The sequence below is a fragment of the Streptomyces sp. NPDC003035 genome (genome assembly GCF_042888285.1).
Taxonomy (GTDB): domain Bacteria; phylum Actinomycetota; class Actinomycetes; order Streptomycetales; family Streptomycetaceae; genus Streptomyces.
In genome coordinates this window covers 39,383-53,204 of sequence record NZ_JBIAPJ010000010.1, presented here as the reverse complement: position 1 = coordinate 53,204, position 13,822 = coordinate 39,383, and the positions used below count along the sequence as shown (strand labels likewise).

Sequence of the window (13,822 nt, the reverse complement as noted above, 5' to 3'; positions counted from 1 at the left end):
ATGCCGGGGCGGCGCCTAGCGTCGGCCGGGTGGTCAAGCTCTCCGTCGTCGTGCCGTTCTACAACGTGCAGACATACGCCCCCGACACCCTCACCAGCCTGCGCGCGAACGCCCGCGAGGACTTCGAGTTCCTGCTCGTCGACGACTGCTCGACGGACGGGACGCCGGAGCTCCTCGAACGGGCCGTGCGCGAGGTACCGGGGGCCGTCCTCATCAGACACGCGCAGAACGAGGGGCTCGCCACCGCGCGCAACACCGGACTCGACGCGGCCCGCGGCCGGTACCTCGCCTTCCTCGACGGGGACGACTGGCTCGCGCCGGGCCACTTCGCCCGGCTGGTCACCGCCATGGACGAGCTGGACTGCGACTTCCTCCGTACCGACCATGTGGTGTGCAAGGGGCGGAACCGGTCGGTGCGCCGGTCCCCGGTCGGGCGGCGCGGCGAGGTGCTGCGCCCCCGCGACGCGATCCTGCCCGCCGACCGGACGACCTCGGTGGACTATCCGTACGCCTGGGCCGGGATGTACCACCGGCGGCTGCTCGACCGCGGGTTGCTGCACTTCACGCCCGGGCTGCGGACGGCGGAGGACCGGCCGTGGATCTGGCGGCTGCACCGGGAAGCGGATTCCTTCGCCGCCGTGAGCACGCTCGGAATCTTCTACCGGCGCGGGGTCTCCACCTCGCTCACCCAGATCGGCGATGTACGGCAGTTGGATTTCCTTCGCGCATTCGACCAGGTGATCGAGGAAACGGCGAAGGACGTGGACGCGGACCGGCTTCTCCCGAAAGCGGTCCGCACCTATTGTGCTCTCATTTCGCACCACATTTCGTCCGCCGAACGATATGAACCGGCGGTGGCGAAGACCTTGCGGTCGATGAGCGCCGCCGCCCTGCGGCGCATGCCGCAGGACGTGCTGAGCGACGCGCTGGGCACGATGGACGAGCGGCGGGCGGCCGTGCTGCGCAGACTGCGGCGCCGCCGGGCCGGCGTGGGCTCCCTGCCCGCCGTCACCACCTCGGGGGCCGCCGCGTGAACACCACCCGGACCACCCAGATCTTCTACGCCTCCACGCTCTACGGCGCGACCACGCTGGCCGCCGCCCTGGACAGCGGCTGCTTCGGACCGGCCGACCGGCGTCTGCTGCTGGTCGGCAACAACGCGCCGGTCCCGGAGACGACACCGGCGCTGGACGAGATGCCCGGCTTCGAACGGCTGCGCGGCCGGTTCGACGCCGTGCTGTCGTGGAACGAGGCGATCTCCCCGCTCCACCCCTCGGGCTGGACACCGCGGGCGGACGACCTGCCGCTGCTCGAACGTCATCTGCGGCTGCTGTGGGAGCTCGGCGACGACCGGATCGAACTCGCCGTGGAGTCCGTGCAGGTGGCCCCGGCCCTGACGATCGCCCGGCTGTTCTCCGAGGCACCGCTGGACGTGTACGCCGACGGGCTGATGAGCTACGGCCCGACCCGCAACAAGATCGACCCCCTGGTCGGTGAGCGGGTGCGCCGGCTGCTCCACCTCGACCTGGTGCCCGGGCTCGCGCCGCTGCTGCTCGGGGAGTTCGGGGCCGCGGCGGAGGTTGTGCCGACGGAGGCGTTCACGAAGGTGGTCGCGGAGCTGGCGGAGCCGGTCTCCTCCGGGGGCTCCGACGGGGAGGGTCCGGCGCTGCTGCTCGGCCAGTATCTGGCGGCGCTCTCGCTCCTCACCCCGGCCGAGGAGGAGGAGCTGCACGTACGGATGGTCCGCGGCGCGATCGCGCGCGGGCACCGCCGGCTCGTCTTCAAGCCGCACCCGACGGCGCCGGACGCGTGGACGCGGAGGCTGGCGCGGGAGGCCGAGGCGCTCGGCGCCGAACTGACCGTGCTGGACCGGCCGGTGCTCGCGGAGGTGGTGTACCGGGAGCTGCGGCCGGCGCTGGTGGTCGGCTGCTTCTCGACGGCGCTGATGACGGCGCACGCCTTCTACGGGATCCCGGTCGCCCGGGTCGGCACGCGGACCGTCCTGGGCCGGCTGACCCCGTACCAGAACAGCAACCGCGTCCCGCTCACGCTCGTCGACGCGCTCGTCCCGGACCTGGAGGGCGGCACGCCGGACCGGGCGCCGGACCCGGCGCAAGAGGCGGCGGCGCTGGCGGACCTGGTCGCGGCGGTCGGCTTCGCGATGCAGTCCAGGATCCGGCCGGATCTGCGGGAGGCGGCGGTACGTCACCTCTCGGGACCGCTCGCCGAGCGGACCCGCCCGTACTTCACGCGCCGCCGCCTCACCGTCCTGGGCCTCCCGGGCGGCCTCCCGGTCCCGCGCCACCCGCGGGTCCGCCGCCTGGCCCGCCGCGCGCTGCGCCTGAAGCGGGCCCTCGCCAAGTGACGGAGGGGACGGGACCTGGGTCCCGCCCCTCCGTACCCGGCCTGACCCAAGAGACAGGCCCTAGACGCGGACGACCGGCTCCTGGAGCTCCGTGACCCACGTCGCCCGGTCGTCCGGGCACTCCAGGTACAGCTCCCGGGCATAGCCGGCCGAGCGGTAGCCGTTGGCGTCGATCCAGGTGGCCAGGGTCTGGGCGGTCGGCAGGATGTCGTCCATCGGACCCCGGTGGACGACCGTGGCCGCCTCCTCCAGGCCCGGCAGCACGACGATGTCGACGCCGTCCGGTTCCGCACCGGCCGGGACCGTCATCCCCGCGTGCACGACGACCGAGCCGTCGCCCCGGCCCGCGTCCTCGTAGTACGCGACCCCCGGACCGAAGCCGGTGACGCCCGCGCCCTCCAGGCGGGCGCACAGCTCGTCGTACAGCGGCTGGATGACCGGACCGATCTCGCCGGGGCCGAACCCGGCCGCCACCCCGCTCAGCTCGGCGAGCCGTACCGGCGGAACCTTCTTGATCACGACGTCCTGTGTGGACATGTGTCCCTCGCTCTCGATGGCCCGGAGCCGCGCGCCGACCTGTGCCAGCCGTCCCGCCGCCTCCGCCAGGACCGTCTCCAGCTCGGCCTGACGGAGCCGCAGCATGCCGCGCAACTCCTCCGCGCCGATCTGCTCGTCGAGGATCGAGCCCACCTGGTCGAGGGTGAAGCCGAGCTCCTTGAGCGCGATGACGCGGTTGAGGCGGGCCAGCTGGTCCGCCTCGTAGAAGCGGTAGCCGCTGTGCGGGTCGACATGGGCCGGGCGCAGCAGTCCGATGGCGTCGTAGTGGCGCAGCATCCGGACCGACACCCGCCCGTGCCGGGCGAAGTCTCCGATGGTGAACATGACGACCCCTACGTCACGGCCTCACACGGTGTGAGGGTCAAGCGGCGCTGCTGAGGGACAGCTTGACCGCGAAGCCGAGGAAGAGGGCGCCTGCCGCGGAGGTGGCCCCCGCCGAGAGCCGGCGACGGCTCCGGAAAGCGGCCGCGAGGCGGGTCCCGCCGAATATCAGGGCCGTCAGGTAGAGGAAGCTGCCGAGCTGGAGCAGGGTGCCGAGCACCAGGAAGGACAGGGCCGGGTAGGCGTATCCGGGGTCCACGAACTGCACGAAGAAGGAGATCAGGAAGAGGATCGCCTTCGGGTTGAACAGGCTGATGATCAGCGCACGGCGGTACGGGCGCTCACCCGGGCCGGCCGGTGCCTGCTCCGTCTCCTCGGCCGCCGTCGCCTCGCCACGGGAGCGCCACATCGACCAGGCCGCCCGCAGCATCCCGTACGCCATCCAGGCCAGATATCCCGCGCCCGCGTACTTCACGATCATGAAGAGCAGCGGGGTGGTCTGGAGCAGCGAGGCCGCGCCGAGCGCGGCAAGCGTCATCAGGACCGCGTCGCCGGTGAAGACTCCGGCGGCGGCCCTGTATCCGGTCCGTGCGCCCTTGCGGGCGGCGACGGACAGCACGTACAGCGAGTTCGGCCCCGGCAGAAGGATGATGAGGACGAGACCCACGAGATAGGTCGGAAGATCGGTGACACCCAGCATGAAGCGGAGTGTCGCACGAGGGTACGACACTCCGCCTCGGGATTTCGTATGCCGGAAGACCGCGAAGGATCAGAACGCGTCGGTCGGGACGTACGTGCCCCAGACCTCCCGCAGCGCGTTGCAGACCTCGCCGACCGTGGCCCGGGCCTTGAGCGCGTCCTTCATCGGGTAGAGCACGTTGTCCGTACCCTCCGCCGCCTTCTTCAGCTCGGCGAGCGCCGCGTCCACCGCCGCCTGGTCCCGCTCGGCGCGCAGCTTGGCGAGCCGGTCGGCCTGCTGGGCCTCGATCGCCGGGTCGACGCGCAGCGGCTCGTAGGGCTCCTCGACGTCGATCGTGTAGCGGTTGACGCCGACGACGACCCGCTCGCCGCTGTCGGTCTCCTGCGCGATGCGGTAGGCGGAGCGCTCGATCTCGTTCTTCTGGAAGCCGCGCTCGATCGCGTTGACCGCGCCGCCGAGGTCCTCGACCTTCTGCATCAGCTCCAGGGCCGCGGCCTCGACGTCGTCGGTCATCTTCTCGACGACGTACGAGCCGGCGAAGGGGTCGACGGTGGCGGTGACGTCGGTCTCGTAGGCGAGGACCTGCTGCGTGCGCAGGGCCAGGCGGGCGGACTTGTCCGTCGGCAGGGCGATGGCCTCGTCGAAGGAGTTGGTGTGCAGCGACTGCGTACCGCCGAGGACCGCCGCGAGTCCCTGGACGGCGACGCGCACCAGGTTGACCTCGGGCTGCTGGGCGGTGAGCTGCACACCGGCGGTCTGGGTGTGGAAGCGGAGCATCAGCGACTTGGGGTTCTTGGCGCCGAACTCCTCCTTCATCACCTTGGCCCAGATCCGGCGGGCGGCCCGGAACTTGGCGACCTCTTCGAGGATGGTGGTGCGGGCCACGAAGAAGAAGGAGAGGCGGGGCGCGAAGTCGTCCACGTCCATGCCGGCGGCGACGGCGGTACGGACGTACTCGATGCCGTCGGCGAGGGTGAACGCGATCTCCTGCGCGGGCGAGGCACCGGCCTCGGCCATGTGGTAGCCGGAGATCGAGATGGTGTTCCACTTCGGGATCTCGGCCTTGCAGTACTTGAAGATGTCCGCGATCAGCCGCAGCGACGGCTTGGGCGGGAAGATGTACGTGCCGCGCGCGATGTACTCCTTGAGCACATCGTTCTGGATCGTGCCGGTCAGCTGGTCCGCCGGGACGCCCTGCTCCTCACCCACGAGTTGGTAGAGGAGCAGCAGGAGGGAGGCGGGGGCGTTGATGGTCATCGAGGTGGAGACCTTGTCCAGCGGGATCCCGCCGAACAGGATGCGCATGTCGTCGATCGAGTCGATGGCGACACCGACCTTGCCGACCTCGCCCGAGGAGATCGCCGCGTCCGAGTCGTGACCCATCTGGGTCGGCAGGTCGAAGGCGACGGAGAGGCCCATCGTGCCGTTGGCGATCAGCTGCTTGTAGCGGGCGTTGGACTCCACCGCGGTGCCGAAGCCCGCGTACTGCCGCATGGTCCAGGGGCGGCCGGTGTACATCGACGGATACACGCCGCGCGTGAAGGGGTACGAGCCCGGCTCGCCCAGCTTCTCGGCGGGATCCCACCCGTCCAGGGCATCCGGTCCGTAGACCGGCTCAATGGGCAGCCCCGACTCCGACTCGCGCGCCATCTGTTGTGCCTCCCGATAGACCTACTCAGCGGTACCGACCCTCGCGACGGACTGTATCGGCGGCCGTGCGGCGGGTGGAGAGCAGCACGCTGGGACCTTCCTCACAGCATGCTCCGTACTTCCGTCGGGCGCGCAACCAAGCGGGCGTGGGAAGCATCCAATAGGTACACAGTCTGATTCCGGGGGGCCTTCCGATGCACTGTTCGTCCGTCATGCGCAGATCCTTCGTCATACGCAGAGCACTCATGGCCGCGGCCGCCGTGGCACTCGCCACCGGCTGCACGGCCCAGGCCGCCGGCGGCGGGGGCGCGTCGCCCTCGACGACCGGCGCGCCGTCCAGCTCGTCCTCGGCCCCGGCCACGGCCAGGCCGACGACCGAACCGGCCGGCACGCCGACGACGGACGACAAGCCGTCCTCCACGCCCAGCTCCTCCCCCTCCTCCCCCACCTCCACGCAGCCGGCCGCCAAGGCACTGATGAAGGACGGGGACGAGAGCGGGCAGGTGCGCGAGCTGCAGGCGCGGCTGCGCCAGATCGGGTACTTCGACCGTGCGCCCACCGGCTTCTACGGCTCGATCACGGGGAACGCGGTCAAGGCCTTCCAGAAGAAGCGGGAGCTGCCGCAGACCGGCTCGGTCGACGAGACGACCTGGCAGCGGCTACTCGCGATGACCCGCAAGCCGACGGCCGCCGAGCTCAAGCCGTCCACGACGAACCAGCTGGACACGCCGGACCCGCGGTGCATGACCGGCCGGGTGCTGTGCATCAGCAAGGAGACGCGCACGCTGGCCTGGATGATCGACGGCAAGGTCGTCTCGTCGATGGACGTGCGCTTCGGCTCCGAGAACACCCCGACCCGCGAGGGCACGTTCAAGGTGGACAGCAAGCGGCGGGACTGGGTGTCGACGCTCTACCACACGCCCATGCCGTACTCGATGTTCTTCAGCCGCGGCCAGGCCGTGCACTACTCGTCGGACTTCGCGGCCCGCGGCTACAACGGGGCCTCGCACGGCTGTGTCAACGTCCGGGACAAGGCGAAGCTCGCGACGGTCTTCGACCAGGTGAAGGTCGGCGACAAGGTCGTCGTCCACTGGTAGGGCGGACGCGGGGGTGAGGAAGGGGGCGCGGGTGGGACCGGGGGAACGTGTCCCACCCGCGCCGGGTGCGCGGAGCCGAAGGTACGGGGGGAACCCCGGCTCTCTGCGCGGCCGATGACCAGTCGGCTCACTGAGTACTGCGCCGACGGGCCGAAAAGTGTTACACCCGGTTCTTCGCCGGGTCTTTCGCCTGTTCTTCGGCCTGGTCCTTGGCCTGTTCTTCGGCCTGGCCATGGGCGCGGCCCTGAACCTGGCCGGAAGCCTTGTCGCGACCGGTGGTGCGGCTGTCGCCGCGCTGCTCGCCGCCGCGGTCGCCGGTGCGTGTGTCGCCGCGCTGCTGGCCGGTCCGCGTATCGCCGCGGTTCTTGCCCCCGGAGGCGGCGCCGGACGAGGTTCCCGCTCGTTCGCCCTCTCCGGCGGAGCCGTCGTCACCCTTGCCGTCGCCGCCCTTGCCACCCGAGGCGTCGCCGGAGGAGCCGCCCGACGGCTCCCTGGTGGCGCCGCTCGTCGCACTGTCGGCCAGGACACGGTCGCAGAAGCGCATCACGCTCTCACCGGTGCGCGCCGACTCCATGAGCCGGCGCCGGGAGCTCTCGTCGAGGCGTCCGGCGCGGAAGTCCTGGCACGCTTTGACCTCCGCGGCGAGGGCGTTCTTGCCGTCCCGGTCCGAGGGGTCCGCGGTCCTGCCCGGCGAGGGGGTGGCGTCGCGCTCCCCGCCCGTACCGCCGGAGCCGGCCGTGGCCGGAGGCGTGGTGAGCGAGGGGGACGCGCCGGGGGCGGTGCCCTCGCCAGGGGGCGGCACCGACGGCGTACGCGAACCGAACCCGTCGTCGGGGGATCCCGACACGGCGGGTTCCGGAACGTCGACGGCCGAGACCGAGCCGGCCGGCTCCGGGCGTTCGTCGTCGAAGGGCAGCATGCCCGTGCCGGCGGCGACGGCGACCCCGCCGACGGCGACGGCCGCGACCGCCGCGGCCAGTCCGTACCGCAGGGAGCGTCCCCACTGCCGGGCGGCGGCCACCGGCTTGATGCGTACGCCGCCGAGCTCGGCGGCGGTGGACGCGAAGGCTGACGGGGACACGAAGGCGGACGGGGACGCGACGACGCCGCGCTCGGCGGTGGCCTTGCGGAAGGCCACCAGGGCGGCCTCCTCACCAGGGAGTTCGGCGTGCGCCGGTCCGGCGAGGGGCAGGGTCCGGGCCGCTGCGAGGGCCTGGGCGAGGCGCTCGGCCTGCTCGCGGGCGTGATCGTCGACGGCATCGACCGGCTCGCCGCGCAGCAGTCGCTCCGCGGCCTCCTGGTCGAGCCACTGGTACCGCTCGTCGGCCATCACATGTCCTTCTGCGTCCGCGCGCGCGATTGCGTCACACCACGGGGAGACGAGGCCCCCGGCCTGCGACCGCGCTGCGGTGGTACGCCCCCGAGAGGGGTTCCGCTTCCGTCGCCCTCGGCGCCGAGGAGTTCGGCGAGTCGCTTGAGTCCGCGGTGCGCGGCGGTCCGCACCGCGCCGGGGCGCTTCCCCAGCGTTTCGGCGGCGCTCTTGGCGTCCAGGCCGACGACGACCCGCAGGACGACGGCCTCCGCCTGGTCCTGTGGCAGTTGGGCGATCAGATTCATGGTGTGACCGGTGGCCAGTGCTTCCAGGGCCTCGTGCGCGGTGTCGGAGTCGGCGGGCTTGTCGGTGAGTTCGGTCTCGTCGCCGGTCGAGGCGGGGCGTCTGCCCCGCATCCGGATGTGGTCGAGCGCCCGGTTGCGGGCGATACGCGCCGCCCAGCCCCGGAACCGGTCCGCGTCGCCGCTGAACCGGTCGAGGTCTCGCGCTATCTGGAGCCAGGACTCCGAGGCGACATCCTCGGCGTCGGCGTCACCGACCAGCGTGCGTATGTAGCCCAGCAGCCGGGGATGCACGGCGCGGTACACAGTACGGAAGGCGTCTTCGTCCCCGTCCTGCGCAGCGAGCACCGCGGCCGTCAGCTCCGCGTCGTCCCCCAGCACTCCCCACAACCTGTTCGTCATCGCGGCTGGTCATCACCGCCGCACCGGCCGGCGCGCATGAGCACGCTACGTCCTTCCGTGTCGCCGCGTCCATGTTCGTCCTGTCTTTGTACAACCGGCAACCTTCGACGGGGTCAGGACGGTGTGACAGAAAACGCATCCATGGCGCTGTAGGGAGTACGGGGCCGTGCTGCGGCTCCGGCGGACGGCGACCGGGGCCTCTCCTGTGGGGGGTGGCGGCCCCGGTCGTCCTTCCATCCCCCGCTCTGACCAGGCAATACCCAAGGCGCGGGGCATCTCCATGGCCAACCGTGACCAACGGGTCGAGGGGCTCACCCGACCCGAGCGCCGGCGCAGACCTCGGCGGGTGTCACCCCGCGTCCAGATCGTTCGTGACCTTGTGCCATGCCGCCAGTCGTGGATGCGGAACCTCTCGGGCCTCGGCATCCCGGCTGACGGCGTGGTCGCGGGCTGATGGAAGGGATGGCGGCTGAGGAGCCGCCAAGGCCCCCGTCCAGGAACAGGTGCAGGGCCCCGCGGAGGCGGTCGGCGCCCCTCGGGCAATCCGGTGAACTGGTAGCCATGAGGAATCTTGGCAAGTGAACAATGCCCGGCCGTGCACAGTCGCACGGCCGGGCTCCCTCTATGTCTGACAGGACACCCTTCATGGACATGAAGACCTTCTGGAGCATCATCGACAACGCGCAGGGCGATACGGTCCATGACGTCGTCGAAGCCGTAGGAATGGACCTTTCCAAGCGCCCGGTGGAGGAGATCATCGATTTCTCCGAACGCCTCGCGGAAGCCCTGTACGCCCTGGACAGGCGAGAACTCTTCGAGCAGGAGTACACCTTCGCCGGTGATGCGACGGGTGGTGACAACACCGGAGAGGATTTCCTTTACGCGCGCTGCGCGGTGGTTGCCGCCGGTTCCGAGGTGTACGAGCAGGTCAACCAGGATCCGACGCGGGTCGCGACGGAATGGAACTGGCACGCACAGGATCTTCTGTACGCCCCCGAGGAAGCGTACGAAGAGCTGACCGACGAGACGTGGGAGCACGACACGGAGACCGATTACGAGACCGGATCGAACACCGCGGCCTGGTCCTGATTCCCTTTGTGACAGACGGAAGCAGGACACCGTCCTCAGCTTAGCGATGTGAAGTCGATTCGCTATCGCGAGCGGAGAAAAGGGGGGCGGTCTCTTCGGAGACCGCCCCCACGGACGGCACCCGAGACGGTCTGGTGGCCGGGCGCCCACCCGTCGCAACGGAGAAATCGCGTGGCCGGCCGGCGCCGCCCTTCGGCTCGGGGCGCTTCGGCTCGGGGCGCTTCGCCCCGACGACCGTACCCTTGGGCGTGCTGCCCGCGGCGGCCTCGGCTCCGCTCTTCGAGGTGGTGGATCGAACTCCGCCCTTGACCTTGACCTTGATTTTGATCTTGCCCTTGGAAGGGGCCTCGGTCCTGGTCCTGCCGGTCTCCGCGCCCCTGACCGCTCGCGGCGCCCCGCCCACCTCGGTGGGGGCGGCCGACGTGGGTGGGCTCGCCTCGGGGGTGTCGGGGTTCCCCCGAACGGGCGCCTGTGCGGGCGCTCCGGGGTCGAGGGTCCCGGACGCCGCCACCGCGACGCCGCCGAGCAGGACCGTCGCGGCGACACCCAGCGCGGTGGTCCGCAGGGAGCCACGGAACCGGCCGCGTACCGGCACGGGCCGCCAGTCGTCCCGCCGTCTGGTGCGGCGCGCCGCGTAGCCCGCCGTGTTCCGCGCCGCCCGGAAGGCCGCGCGGGCCCGGGCCTCGCCCGTGTCGGCGCCGTCCTGTGCGCGCCGTATCGCCGCTCCGAGCGGGTCCGGTTCCCGTGTCATGTCCCATCCTTCCGCCGTCGCGGTGGCTCCGCGGCGGCGAGCAGTCCCGCCAGTCTCCTCAGTCCCCGGTAGCCCGCCGTACGGACCGCGCCGGGGCGCTTGCCCAGGACGCGGGCCGTCGCCGGCCCGTCCAGGCCCACGACGACCCGCAGCAGCACGGCCTCGGCCTGGTCCCGCGGCAGACCGCGGACGAGGGCGAGCGCGTGTTCCGTGGACAGCCTCTCCAGGGCCGCGGCCGCCGTGTCGTGGCCGCCGGGCAGTTCCAGTACGTCCTGCTCCAGTAAGGACGTGAGGGGCCGTCGCCGCTGCCTCCGCAGATGGTCGAGCGCCCGGTGACGGGCGATCGCCGCGGTCCAGCCGCGGAATCCGGCCCCGTCGCCGCGGAACCGCCTCAGGTCCCGGGCGATCTCCAGCCAGGCCTCGGAGGCGACGTCCTCGGCGTCCTCCCCGACCAAGCCCCGTACATAGCCGAGCAGTCCGGGGTGCACCAGACGGTAGGCCGCCGCGAAGGCCTCTTCGTCCCCGTGCTGCGCGCGCTCGACAAGGATCCCCAGTTCCGCGTCGTACGCGCCCACACTTCCCTCTTCGTGCCGACTCGACACCGCACACCGTGCCCATGCCCCCATGAGGCAGAGCGCGACGCGCCATCCCCCTCCTTCAGCGCACGGACCCCGGGAAACGTCACAGCCTCACAGGCAGCGCACAGGTGTCCGGGCCGGTACATGCCCAACCAAGCGACCGATGGGGCGCACGTGTCACAGGTGACGGGAGTGGCGCTGGTCCTAACGAGCCCACAGGGTGGTCACAGCATCCGGCGGTCGGGCCGGTCCGTCCCGTCCGGCCCCAGCGCCTCCCGCTACTCCCGCTACTCCCGCTGCTCTCGCTGCTCTCGCGTCTCGGCGAACCAGCGCCACGAGGTGAGGCGTTCGCGGCCCGGCAGCTCGCCGCGGCCGGTGGCCCACAGCAGGGTCGGCCAGCGGTCCGTGTCCGTGGGGGCGTCGGGGAAGAGCCGGCCGAGCACGCCGTCGCACAGACCGGCCGGCGGGTGGAACGGGACGCCGAGGCCGGTGGCGACGTCATGGGTGTGGACCAGGGTCTCGACGATGCCCATGGCGGCGAAGCCCTCGGCGTCGGAGATCCCGAAGCAGTGGTACGCGCGCCGGTCCGCGGGGACCGTACGGACCAGGGCGGTCAGCATGGCGCCGCAGGACTCCAGGACCTGGAGCAGCCCGGTCGTCCCTGCGCCGGGATCGGCGTACGTGACGTTGGCGGGGCCGCCCTCACGGCGACGCTCCCAGAGGAAGGGCACTTCGGTGTCGAGGAGCGGGGTGCCGAGGGGCGGGGTGTCGAGTCCGAGCTGGGCCGCGTAGGCGAAGAGGTCGTCGGCGAGGTGCTCGACGGTCTCCCAGCAGCTCCAGTTGAGAGTGCCGGCCGGGCGCTGCCAGTCGGCGGTGGTGGTCGCGGCGGCGGCGGCGCGCAGTGTGGTGAGGGAGAGGCGGACGGCGTGCTGGAGGTCGTCGGCGGTCAGGGTGCCGCGTGCGGCGGGGTCGCTCGTCGTCGTCATGGCGGTCATCATGACGCCCGTCGAACTGTCAACCGAAGGTTGACGCGCCTCAGCTGTCAACCTAGGGTTGCCTCCATGACGAAACCTCTCGGCATGACCCATCCCGTCCGGCTCGACGACCTCATCGAAGCGATCAAGAAGGGCCACCCGGACGCCCTCGACCAGCTCTCCGACGCGGTCATCGCGGCGGACCATCTCGGCGACGTGGCCGATCACCTGATCGGGCACTTCGTCGACCAGGCACGGCGCTCGGGTGCTTCCTGGACGGACATCGGCAGGAGCATGGGCGTCACCCGGCAGGCGGCCCAGAAGCGGTTCGTCCCGAAGGAGCCGGCGGACGCCGAGAAGATGGACCCGAACGCGGGGTTCAGCCGGTTCACCCCCCGGGCCAGGAACGTCGTCATGGCCGCCCACAACGAGGCCACCGCCGCGCGCAACGCGGAGACCGTCCCCGGCCATCTGGCCCTGGGCCTCCTCGCCGAACCCGAGGGGCTCGCGGCGCGCTGGCTGACCGCGCAGGGCGTGACGCCCGAGCGGCTGCGCGAGGCCGTCACCCCGACGCTCCCGCCGGCGGTCGAGGAGGTGCCCGCGCTCATCCCGTACGACGCGTCGGCCAAGAAGGTCCTGGAGCTGACCTTCCGCGAGGCGCTGCGGCTCGGCCACAACTACGTCGGCACCGAGCACATCCTGCTGGCGCTGCTGGAGTTCGAGGACGGCAACGGGGTCCTGACCGGCCTGGGCCTCGACAAGGCGGCGGCGGAGTCGGACATCGCGACGACGATCGAACAACTCACGGACACACCGAAGGAATGACGCCGACGGCCGGGGCCCCACGGGTCCCGGCCACGCATCCCGGCGAGCCCCGCCGGGCGACGGCGGCGGGCCACCCCGGCGGCAAGGGCGCGCGGGCCGGACAGCCGAGCCGCCAGCCGTCCCGCCCCGCCCCGCCCGCGTCAGGCCGGGCGCGCCCGGTGCGAGACAACGCCGCGCCGGGAGGCGGACAGCCGGGCCGCGCAGAGCATCGGCGCGCCGCAGGCAGCCAAGCCGAACAGGACGTCGGTGCCGCAAGCCGTCAGGCGAGGCCGCGGGCCGTCACGCCGTCGGCGCCGCAAGCCGCCCCGCCCCGCCCGCGTCAGGCCGTACGCGCCCGGCGGGAGACGACGGCGCGTAGGACCCGGCCGCCCTCCGTGGAGAGTTCGCGGGCCCGGCGCAGGCCGGTCGGGCCGTGGGCGACCGATTCGAGGACGGTCACCTGACGGCGCAGTTCGCCGGCGAGGAGCGGGCCCGCCCCCGCGCCGTCCCCGGCCCGGCAGCGCGCGATCGACTCGTCGGTGACCTCGGCCGCGTCGTACCGGCCGTGCAGCGCCAGCGCGCTGACGGAACATCCGGAGGCCCATTCCCGCAGCGGCCCCTCGGCCCACTCGCTGGGCGCGGCGTCCAGCATCCCGCGGACGAGCCCGGCCACCGGGCCGTCCCCGGAGTCTCGCTCCAGCTCGACCCGGGCCTTGGCCATCGCCTCGCCCCACGCCCCGCCGTCGCCGCGCGCGACCGCCGCCCAGACGGGCCGCAGCACCTCTCCGCCCTCGGGGGCGAGCAGCGGCAGACACCGGTCCAGACAGGCGAGCCCGGCAGCCGCCAGACTCCGCTCGTCGGCCCGGTCGATCAGTTCCAGCAGGCTCATGGGTGCCTCCCGTTGCGGACGCAGTACTTC

At 72.0% G+C, this 13,822-nt stretch carries 14 protein-coding genes; 5 read left to right on the top strand and 9 right to left on the bottom strand.

Annotated elements, in window-relative coordinates:
- Nucleotides 1-29 precede the first annotated feature (29 nt).
- Nucleotides 30-1,034, top strand: coding sequence for a glycosyltransferase family 2 protein (locus ACFYV5_RS29125; protein WP_355105414.1), 1,005 nt, complete (start codon nt 30-32; stop codon nt 1,032-1,034).
- A complete protein-coding gene (locus ACFYV5_RS29120) occupies nt 1,031-2,365 on the top strand; it encodes an alpha-2,8-polysialyltransferase family protein (protein WP_389173275.1) in 1,335 nt (444 codons plus the stop codon). Before ACFYV5_RS29125 ends, ACFYV5_RS29120 begins: the two co-directional genes overlap by 4 nt.
- Before the next feature lie 60 nt (nt 2,366-2,425).
- On the opposite strand, the gene ACFYV5_RS29115 is transcribed toward ACFYV5_RS29120, so the two are convergent.
- From ACFYV5_RS29115 to ACFYV5_RS29105, 3 genes are all read right to left on the bottom strand, one after another.
- Complete coding sequence (locus tag ACFYV5_RS29115; protein ID WP_389173273.1) at nt 2,426-3,247, bottom strand: MerR family transcriptional regulator; 822 nt, start codon at nt 3,245-3,247, stop codon at nt 2,426-2,428.
- A 37-nt stretch (nt 3,248-3,284) separates the two neighbouring features.
- On the bottom strand, nt 3,285-3,944 hold the full coding sequence (gene leuE / locus ACFYV5_RS29110; RefSeq protein ID WP_389173271.1) for a leucine efflux protein LeuE: 660 nt from the start codon (nt 3,942-3,944) through the stop codon (nt 3,285-3,287).
- 69 nt (nt 3,945-4,013) lie between these two features.
- The gene (locus ACFYV5_RS29105) at nt 4,014-5,594 is read right to left on the bottom strand and encodes a methylmalonyl-CoA mutase family protein (protein WP_355105406.1); all 1,581 of its coding nucleotides are present in this window, start codon (nt 5,592-5,594) and stop codon (nt 4,014-4,016) included.
- Nucleotides 5,595-5,839: 245 nt separating this feature from the next.
- Here ACFYV5_RS29105 and ACFYV5_RS29100 point away from each other — a divergent pair, with 245 nt between their 5' ends.
- Nucleotides 5,840-6,691, top strand: a complete 852-nt coding sequence (locus ACFYV5_RS29100) for a L,D-transpeptidase family protein (RefSeq protein ID WP_389173268.1) — start codon at nt 5,840-5,842, stop codon at nt 6,689-6,691.
- A gap of 160 nt (nt 6,692-6,851) precedes the next feature.
- On the opposite strand, the gene ACFYV5_RS29095 is transcribed toward ACFYV5_RS29100, so the two are convergent.
- Together ACFYV5_RS29095 and ACFYV5_RS29090 are read right to left on the bottom strand one after the other, a co-directional pair.
- Complete coding sequence (locus ACFYV5_RS29095) at nt 6,852-8,021, bottom strand: hypothetical protein (protein ID WP_389173266.1); 1,170 nt, start codon at nt 8,019-8,021, stop codon at nt 6,852-6,854.
- On the bottom strand, nt 8,021-8,686 hold the full coding sequence (locus ACFYV5_RS29090) for an RNA polymerase sigma factor (protein ID WP_355105971.1): 666 nt from the start codon (nt 8,684-8,686) through the stop codon (nt 8,021-8,023). Before ACFYV5_RS29090 ends, ACFYV5_RS29095 begins: the two co-directional genes overlap by 1 nt.
- Nucleotides 8,687-9,352: 666 nt before the next feature.
- Between ACFYV5_RS29090 and ACFYV5_RS29085 the strand changes: the two genes are divergently transcribed.
- Nucleotides 9,353-9,796 (top strand): DUF4240 domain-containing protein, encoded by a 444-nt coding sequence (locus ACFYV5_RS29085; RefSeq protein ID WP_389173264.1) that lies wholly within the window; start codon nt 9,353-9,355, stop codon nt 9,794-9,796.
- A 40-nt stretch (nt 9,797-9,836) separates the two neighbouring features.
- Here ACFYV5_RS29085 and ACFYV5_RS29080 read toward each other — a convergent pair whose 3' ends face one another.
- The 3 genes from ACFYV5_RS29080 to ACFYV5_RS29070 form a co-directional block, all read right to left on the bottom strand.
- Entirely contained in the window at nt 9,837-10,547 is a 711-nt protein-coding gene (locus tag ACFYV5_RS29080; protein WP_389173262.1) for a hypothetical protein, read from the bottom strand.
- Complete coding sequence (locus tag ACFYV5_RS29075; protein ID WP_355105396.1) at nt 10,544-11,122, bottom strand: RNA polymerase sigma factor; 579 nt, start codon at nt 11,120-11,122, stop codon at nt 10,544-10,546. Before ACFYV5_RS29075 ends, ACFYV5_RS29080 begins: the two co-directional genes overlap by 4 nt.
- A 290-nt stretch (nt 11,123-11,412) precedes the next feature.
- The gene (locus ACFYV5_RS29070) at nt 11,413-12,111 is read right to left on the bottom strand and encodes a DinB family protein (protein ID WP_389173260.1); all 699 of its coding nucleotides are present in this window, start codon (nt 12,109-12,111) and stop codon (nt 11,413-11,415) included.
- 75 nt (nt 12,112-12,186) lie between these two features.
- Here ACFYV5_RS29070 and ACFYV5_RS29065 point away from each other — a divergent pair, with 75 nt between their 5' ends.
- The gene (locus tag ACFYV5_RS29065; protein ID WP_355105392.1) at nt 12,187-12,924 is read left to right on the top strand and encodes a Clp protease N-terminal domain-containing protein; all 738 of its coding nucleotides are present in this window, start codon (nt 12,187-12,189) and stop codon (nt 12,922-12,924) included.
- A 319-nt stretch (nt 12,925-13,243) separates the two neighbouring features.
- Here the strand turns inward: ACFYV5_RS29065 and ACFYV5_RS29060 are convergent, their stop codons facing one another.
- The gene (locus ACFYV5_RS29060; RefSeq protein ID WP_389173257.1) at nt 13,244-13,792 is read right to left on the bottom strand and encodes a hypothetical protein; all 549 of its coding nucleotides are present in this window, start codon (nt 13,790-13,792) and stop codon (nt 13,244-13,246) included.
- Nucleotides 13,793-13,822: the final 30 nt, after the last annotated feature.

Bases quoted from the DNA above. Each gene is read 5' to 3' on its own strand.
- ACFYV5_RS29115 (WP_389173273.1), bottom strand. From the start codon at position 3,247: ATGTTCACCATCGGAGACTTCGCCCGGCACGGGCGGGTGTCGGTCCGG.
- leuE (WP_389173271.1), bottom strand. From the start codon at position 3,944: ATGCTGGGTGTCACCGATCTTCCGACCTATCTCGTGGGTCTCGTCCTC.
- ACFYV5_RS29105 (WP_355105406.1), bottom strand. From the start codon at position 5,594: ATGGCGCGCGAGTCGGAGTCGGGGCTGCCCATTGAGCCGGTCTACGGA.
- ACFYV5_RS29100 (WP_389173268.1), top strand. From the start codon at position 5,840: ATGGCCGCGGCCGCCGTGGCACTCGCCACCGGCTGCACGGCCCAGGCC.
- ACFYV5_RS29095 (WP_389173266.1), bottom strand. From the start codon at position 8,021: ATGGCCGACGAGCGGTACCAGTGGCTCGACCAGGAGGCCGCGGAGCGA.
- ACFYV5_RS29085 (WP_389173264.1), top strand. From the start codon at position 9,353: ATGGACATGAAGACCTTCTGGAGCATCATCGACAACGCGCAGGGCGAT.
- ACFYV5_RS29080 (WP_389173262.1), bottom strand. From the start codon at position 10,547: ATGACACGGGAACCGGACCCGCTCGGAGCGGCGATACGGCGCGCACAG.
- ACFYV5_RS29070 (WP_389173260.1), bottom strand. From the start codon at position 12,111: ATGACGACGACGAGCGACCCCGCCGCACGCGGCACCCTGACCGCCGAC.
- ACFYV5_RS29065 (WP_355105392.1), top strand. From the start codon at position 12,187: ATGACGAAACCTCTCGGCATGACCCATCCCGTCCGGCTCGACGACCTC.
- ACFYV5_RS29060 (WP_389173257.1), bottom strand. From the start codon at position 13,792: ATGAGCCTGCTGGAACTGATCGACCGGGCCGACGAGCGGAGTCTGGCG.